The sequence below is a fragment of the Bacteroides sp. AR20 genome (assembly GCF_964250605.1).
In the GTDB taxonomy this organism is placed as follows: domain Bacteria; phylum Bacteroidota; class Bacteroidia; order Bacteroidales; family Bacteroidaceae; genus Bacteroides; species Bacteroides uniformis.
Window position 1 is genome coordinate 43,947 of sequence record NZ_CAXUGK010000036.1, and the last position, 6,307, is coordinate 50,253.

6 protein-coding genes and 1 pseudogene are annotated in these 6,307 nt (G+C 38.7%); 5 read left to right on the plus strand and 2 right to left on the minus strand.

The window, feature by feature from the left end; genetic code table 11:
• Positions 1-18 precede the first annotated feature (18 nt).
• The 4 genes from ACESTD_RS16015 to ACESTD_RS16030 are packed head-to-tail and all read left to right on the plus strand — an operon-like array spanning position 19 to position 3,609.
• Positions 19-984: a glycosyltransferase gene (locus ACESTD_RS16015; protein ID WP_005833780.1), complete on the plus strand. Its 966-nt coding sequence runs from the start codon at positions 19-21 to the stop codon at positions 982-984.
• A 29-nt stretch (positions 985-1,013) separates the two neighbouring features.
• Complete coding sequence (locus ACESTD_RS16020; RefSeq protein ID WP_005833777.1) at positions 1,014-1,898, plus strand: glycosyltransferase; 885 nt, start codon at positions 1,014-1,016, stop codon at positions 1,896-1,898.
• 59 nt (positions 1,899-1,957) lie between these two features.
• Positions 1,958-2,794: a glycosyltransferase family A protein gene (locus tag ACESTD_RS16025; protein WP_005833775.1), complete on the plus strand. Its 837-nt coding sequence runs from the start codon at positions 1,958-1,960 to the stop codon at positions 2,792-2,794.
• Entirely contained in the window at positions 2,791-3,609 is an 819-nt protein-coding gene (locus tag ACESTD_RS16030) for a glycosyltransferase family 2 protein (protein ID WP_156737463.1), read from the plus strand. The genes ACESTD_RS16025 and ACESTD_RS16030 overlap by 4 nt, the downstream gene beginning before the upstream one ends.
• Positions 3,610-3,613: 4 nt before the next feature.
• Here ACESTD_RS16030 and ACESTD_RS16035 read toward each other — a convergent pair whose 3' ends face one another.
• A complete protein-coding gene (locus ACESTD_RS16035) occupies positions 3,614-4,717 on the minus strand; it encodes a glycosyltransferase family 1 protein (protein WP_005833771.1) in 1,104 nt (367 codons plus the stop codon).
• A 118-nt stretch (positions 4,718-4,835) separates the two neighbouring features.
• Here ACESTD_RS16035 and ACESTD_RS16040 point away from each other — a divergent pair, with 118 nt between their 5' ends.
• Positions 4,836-5,633 carry a DUF5672 family protein gene (locus tag ACESTD_RS16040; protein ID WP_005833769.1) on the plus strand — a complete coding sequence of 266 codons (798 nt, stop codon included), beginning with the start codon at positions 4,836-4,838 and terminating at the stop codon, positions 5,631-5,633.
• Between the two features lie 223 nt (positions 5,634-5,856).
• On the opposite strand, the pseudogene ACESTD_RS16045 reads toward ACESTD_RS16040, so the two are convergent.
• Positions 5,857-6,307, minus strand: a pseudogene (locus ACESTD_RS16045) (hypothetical protein); the annotation flags it as partial.

The following is a 6,307-nucleotide window of genomic DNA, read 5'->3' on the forward strand; positions in this document are numbered from 1 at the left end:
GAAATCTGCATAAATTTTATGGATAATTCTCCTATGGTGAGTGTAATACTTCCCAATTATAATCATGTTGTTTATTTGAAAGAGAGGATTGAAAGCATCCTCAATCAAACCTATCAGAACTTTGAATTGATTCTGCTGGATGATTGTTCTGCGGACAATAGTTGTGATATTTTGAATGCCTATAAAGAACATCCAAAAGTTTCGGCATTAGTGTTGAATGAAAAGAATACAGGCAATACTTTTCTTCAATGGGATAGGGGCATTCGCCTTGCTAAAGGAAAGTATGTTTGGATTGCAGAAAGTGATGACACTGCCGATATTCATTTTTTGGAGGCAACAGTTGCCGCATTGGAGTTGAATCCAAGTGCAATAATGTGCCTTACTGGTTCCATTCTGATAGATGGACAGGGACAAAGGATGAAACGTAAGAGCCGTGACCGTTGGAAAGAAACCGGAGAAGTGAAAACATTCGATGGCAAAGAATATGTAAAACATAATCTGTTATATAGGAATTATGTGTATAATGCCAGTATGGTGCTTTTCAAGAGGGAGGTTTACGATAAACTAGATAAGTCCTTTCAGCAACTTCGCTGTGCGGGTGATTGGCAGTTCTGGGTAGAAGTGGCACAGGAGGGGAAAGTTGTAGAGGTACGCCGGAAATTGAATTACTTCCGGCAACATACCAATAAAGTAACCAGCAGGTCTAAATATACAGGGGAAGGAATGTTCAATACGATAGATGTGATGTCGTATATGTTTTCTTGTACAGACGTTGGCTGGTATAGAAAATGCTTGGTGAGGGGAGAGTGTTATAGACTTATAGCGAAACTACCGGTTTCACCGGACATCCGTGCCCGTCTGTATGTTGAGGCAAGAGGGAAAATGGGGGTTCTGCCAGTACATTACTATCTGGAACGTATAAATAGGATATTAGCATTTGTGATTCCTTTTCTTCCTACTCATAGAAAAGATAAATTCAAATAAAGGTACATTATATAAAAGAGGATATAGGAATGCTGTCAATTATCATTTGCTCTATTTCACCGGAACGATTGCAAGAAATCAGCCAAAATATACATGCTACTATTGGAGTGGAACATGAGATTATCGCTATAGATAATCGGGAGAAGTGCTGGTCTATAGCTCGCGCTTATAATGAAGGTGCTCGGCAGGCTCGCTATCCTTATTTGTTTTTCGTCCATGAAGATGTGAAATTCCATTCGCAGGATTGGGGGACGGTTGTTGCTGAGAAGTTGGCGGAACCGAGTTGTGGAGTAATAGGTTTTGCAGGAACTAAAATAATGTTCGACTGCTATTCGGGATGGATGCAGCATCGTCGTTTTGCTTGTACTTCTTATTTACAAAAAAAAGGAAATGTGACGGCATTCACTGGGTTCAATGTGGTACAAGGAGAGTGGTTTGCGGAAGTTGTAGCAGTGGACGGTTTCGGAATGTTTGTCCGAAAAGAGGTATGGAAGGCATATCCTTTCGATGAAAAGATGCTGACTGGATTTCATTGCTATGATGTTGATTTCTCTTTACAGATAGCTGTAAGCAAACGATATAGGAATTATGTTTGTTGCTCACCGGAAGTTCAAGTGGAACATCTCTCGGAAGGTAATTATAATCGCAACTGGTGCCAAGATACGGTCAGGATGTATAATCGGAAATGGAATGTTATTTTGCCGATAAAGATAGATGACCTTTGTCTTACTAAAAGGGAGATGGAAAGATATAGAGAAAAGAGCTTTAATCGTTTCTTGCAAAAATCTTTTAAAGTTGATTTCCCTGAGAAGAAAGAAGTTTTGATGGCTTTTTTGTCTTATCCTTTTTCTTTAGAACATTTGTTGCATTGTATTTCGGGAGTATATAGATATTTAGTAGGGAAAGATTCTTAACTTTGTAAATTGATTATTGTCATCTGCTAAATAATTTAGATAAAATATAAACATATTGTATGGACGCATTAAATGAAAAGGGTATGGTGTCTGTTATTGTACCTTGTTATAATCAAGCCATTTATTTGCCCGAAGCCTTGAACTCTTTATTGGCTCAGACTTATCAGTGCTGGGAAGCGATAGTTGTGAATGACGGTTCGCCTGATGAAACAGAAAAAGTGGCATTGGAGTATACGCGGAAAGACTCAAGAATTAAATATGTATTCAAGGAAAACGGAGGATTGTCTTCTGCGAGAAATAAAGGTATAGAATTGGCTCAGGGAGAATTTATATTGCCGTTGGATGCAGATGACATTATACATCCGGAGTATATGGAAAAGGCGATGGAGGCATTCGAGGACAATCCATTCCTGAAACTGGTATTTTGTCGAGGAGTTTTTTTCGGAGTAAAAAATAAGGTTTGGAATTTGCGTTATGAAGGGTATGAGGAGTTGCTTCAGAGAAATCATATTTTTTGTTCTGCTTTTTTTAGGCGCAGTGATTGCATGGCCATTGGCGGCTATGATGAGAATATGCGGAAAGGACACGAGGATTGGGAGTTCTTTATCAGGTTGTTAGATGAAAATAGTCTTGTGTATCAGATACCCTCTCCACTCTTTTATTACCGTGTCAAGGAGCAATCTATGATAACTGCGGCAAAGCAGGCCGATGTATTTAATGAAACGGAGTTTTATATCTATTCAAAACACAGAACCCTTTATGCTTCCTTTTTTGGAGGCAGTGCATTGCACATCATTCGCGAACTGCTTTATCTGCGCAAGAAGCGCGAGGCGCATAGAAATAAATGGTATAGAAGATTTTTCCGTCAATATATAAAAGGACTTTTTCACAAATGAAACTATCTGTCATAACTATCAACTATAACAATGCTGAAGGACTGGCCAAGACAATGGACAGTGTTTTCAGACAGCGCTTTTCTGACTTTGAATATATTGTCATAGATGGTGGCAGCACTGATGGCAGTAAGGACTTGATTGTGAACAATCAGGATAAAATTGCTTATTGGTGCTCTGAAAAAGATTCGGGCATATATAATGCCATGAATAAAGGCATCCGGGAGGCATCTGGAGAGTATTTACTTTTTTTGAATTCGGGTGATTTTCTCCATGACTTTGCTGTATTGGAGGACATTCATCCTTTTTTGTCGGGCGAAGACATTGTTTACGGGGATTTGCTTTTTGTACACGGCGATGGAAAGGAGGATTTGTTTGTATACCCGGATGTCTTGAGCTTTGAATATTTTTTGGAACGCTCTTTGGGACATCCTGCTGCTTTTATAAAGAGAGCATTATTTGGGGGGTGCCTTTATACGGAGACGCTTAAGATTGTTTCTGATTGGGAATTCTTTGTGAAGAAGATAGTGCTTGAAAGCTGTTCTTATAGACATGTCGAGAGGGTGATAAGTATCTTTAATATGCAAGGCATCAGTTCTGTCTCTTTAAGTCTTTGTGAGGAGGAAAAGAAATATATCCTGCAGGGAATATTTCCTCCCATGATACTCGACTCTTTGCAGTTGGCTGCTTGCCTGAAAAAGCAGCCTTTGTTTGAACTTTTCCGTGAGATGAGCAAGACACACCGTTTCCAGAAGAGGGTAAAGCCTGTCCTGACCTTCTTGCTGAAATTGAACAACGCTTTCTCTATGCGGAAATGAATGGTCAGAAGACTGCTTTTGCTACTTTCCGGTAGACAAGTTCGGTTTGGCGGGTTGCCTTTTCCCAAGAGTAAAGTTTAATCCTTTCTTTGCCGGCAAGTATAAGTCTGGTGCGTTCAGCTTCGTCGTATATCACACTTTTGATAGCTTCTGCCATCGAAGAAACAGAGAATGGGTCGAAATATGCCGCTGCATTTTCGGCAATTTCAGGAAAGCAAGAGGCTTGGCTCAAGGCTACGGGGCAGTTGCAAGTGTAGGCTTCTAAAATAGGGATGCCGAAACCTTCATAATAAGATGGATATACAAATAGCAGAGCACGGTTGTATAATTCTTTCAGATGCTGGTCGTTGACCGAAATTTGCAGTGTATGCGGAGCGATGCCTATACGTGATATTAATTCTGATTCAGCCTTTGAAAACGGTTTGCCTGCACATATTAGATGTAGATGTGCATCTGTTTGATGGATTATACTGAAAGCTTCTGCTAATCGTTGGAAATTTTTGTAGGATGTCCGGTCACCAACAAACAAAATGTATCTTTGGGGAAGATGTAGATTAGGCTTGCTTATAGTGGATTGTAGACTACAACCGTGGTAGATAACGTCTATTTTTTGAGGGGATATGCCTAATGTTTCTATGATATCTTTCTTGGTATGTTCGCTAATGGCTATAATGTGATTGGCTTTTGTGATAATTTCTTTCTTCTGTTGAATAATGGATATGGAGTCTTGAAACAAGTCTGGATATTTTTCATAGGTCATGTCGTGTACGGTTATCACAAAAGGATTATTGCCTATTTGCTTAAGAAAAAGGGGATTGTAATATGTCGGATGATAGACAAATGGAGCGTGTTTCTGCATCAGCTTTAAGATTAGTTTGGCGTTGCTTTGATACAGTTTCTGTTGATGATACTTAAAGAACAAATGGGGGATGTAGATACCGTGTCTCTTGATTTTACTATTCAATAGATAATGATTTTCTGTATAGCGTACTGCAATATCGTAATTAAACTGTAAATTGGACATGATTTCACAGAAATAGCGAGAAATGCCGCCGAATTTCTGCTGGTCGAAAATTTGTGAATCATATACTATAAAGGGCTGCTCCATGCTTGTCTATATATTGTAATACGATGCAAAGGTAAAGGAAAGTTTTGAAGTTCTGTGATTGAAATGATTTTTATATCTTTTATATTGTGTATTTTTGTGCCCTTCAAAGTTATAGTGTATGGATAAAAAAGATATTGTAGTAGTAGTGCCTATTTATTTACCTGCTCTATCAGAGATGGAAGCGGTGTCGCTGAAACAGTGCTTGGATATTTTGTCTGATTACTCCATAGTGATTATTAAGCCTGAAAATCTGGATATTTCCAATATACAATCTCAATTTTTACTCCCTAAGGTAATATCTTTCCCAGACAGATGTTTCCAAGGTATTGAAGCTTATAATCGTTTAATGCTTGACGTGGCTTTTTATAGAACTTTTTCGAGCTATACTTATATGCTTGTTTATCAATTGGATGCTTATGCGTTTAAAGACGAATTGTTCTTTTGGGCTTCACTGGGGTATGATTATATTGGTGCGCCGTGGATGCCGCACCAAAGAAAATATTGGAGGTTTCCTACTCGTTTCGTCTGGTTTGTCCAGCGTTGCTTCTGGAGTATTTTCTATCCTAAGAATCTGCGCAGAATGAAGTATTGTTGGTTTCATGTTGGTAATGGTGGCTTTTCTTTAAGGAAAATCAGTAAGATGATAGCAGTTACAGAGCATTACAAAGCTATAATTGATAAGTGCATGGCAGACAGTAATTCTTTTTTCCCCGAAGATGTCTTTTTGCTTTTGAATACTCATGATAAAGAAGTTCATTTGAAACGTCCTTCTTACAAATTGGCTATGAAATTTGCAATTGAGCAAATTCCGGCATGGTCATATAGGGCAAATGGATGCCAGCTCCCTTTCGGCTGCCATAATTGGACGCATCCTGAGATGCTCCCTTTTTGGTCTCAATTCATAAAGCTCGGTTAAGGAGCATGACCGCATGATTTCTTCCGGTGTGGTTTGCTCTTTCCTTGGACCTTGTTTGGTGCTTGGTTTGAAAACAGTATGAATAAAGTAGTATTATTAACTATACGTGAATTCGATATAGCTGTACTATCAGCCATCACAGCCATCAGCTTCGTTCAAAACCTCTTTTGATTCATATCGAATTCACGTTAATATAGTGTTTCTGTTATGTCTTGGAGAATGGTTAGGGTTTGATTATATATCCGTCAATTCCGAAATATTGTTCACCCCATTTAGCTTTGGCATACTCTACGGTCGCATAGCTGTTGGTGTACCAAGTGTCTTTTGTGTGTGTGCTCTTGAGATGATGCAGTGGTACAGTATTGGGTTGCTCGTCAGCATATACATATCCATCTATTCCATAATACTGTTCATTCCATTTCTTTTTAGCATATTCAACATCAGCGTAACTGAAAGCATACCACGTGTCTTTGGTATGTATGCTTTTCAGGCGATGCATTGGTTTTGTATTGGGTGCAGGTTCTACTAATACAAATCCTAAAAAGTCAGTTAAATAATCACCGCTTACTTGATTTATATAGTTTACGTCATCTTGTGAGCTGAATTCAACTTGCAAATGCAACAGAATTCTGATTAATAATTTGTTTAAATTTTTCGTTTGGCGTGAGGTATCC

Bases quoted from the DNA above. Each gene is read 5' to 3' on its own strand.
- ACESTD_RS16015 (WP_005833780.1), top strand. From the start codon at position 19: ATGGATAATTCTCCTATGGTGAGTGTAATACTTCCCAATTATAATCAT.
- ACESTD_RS16020 (WP_005833777.1), top strand. From the start codon at position 1,014: ATGCTGTCAATTATCATTTGCTCTATTTCACCGGAACGATTGCAAGAA.
- ACESTD_RS16025 (WP_005833775.1), top strand. From the start codon at position 1,958: ATGGACGCATTAAATGAAAAGGGTATGGTGTCTGTTATTGTACCTTGT.
- ACESTD_RS16030 (WP_156737463.1), top strand. From the start codon at position 2,791: ATGAAACTATCTGTCATAACTATCAACTATAACAATGCTGAAGGACTG.
- ACESTD_RS16035 (WP_005833771.1), bottom strand. From the start codon at position 4,717: ATGGAGCAGCCCTTTATAGTATATGATTCACAAATTTTCGACCAGCAG.
- ACESTD_RS16040 (WP_005833769.1), top strand. From the start codon at position 4,836: ATGGATAAAAAAGATATTGTAGTAGTAGTGCCTATTTATTTACCTGCT.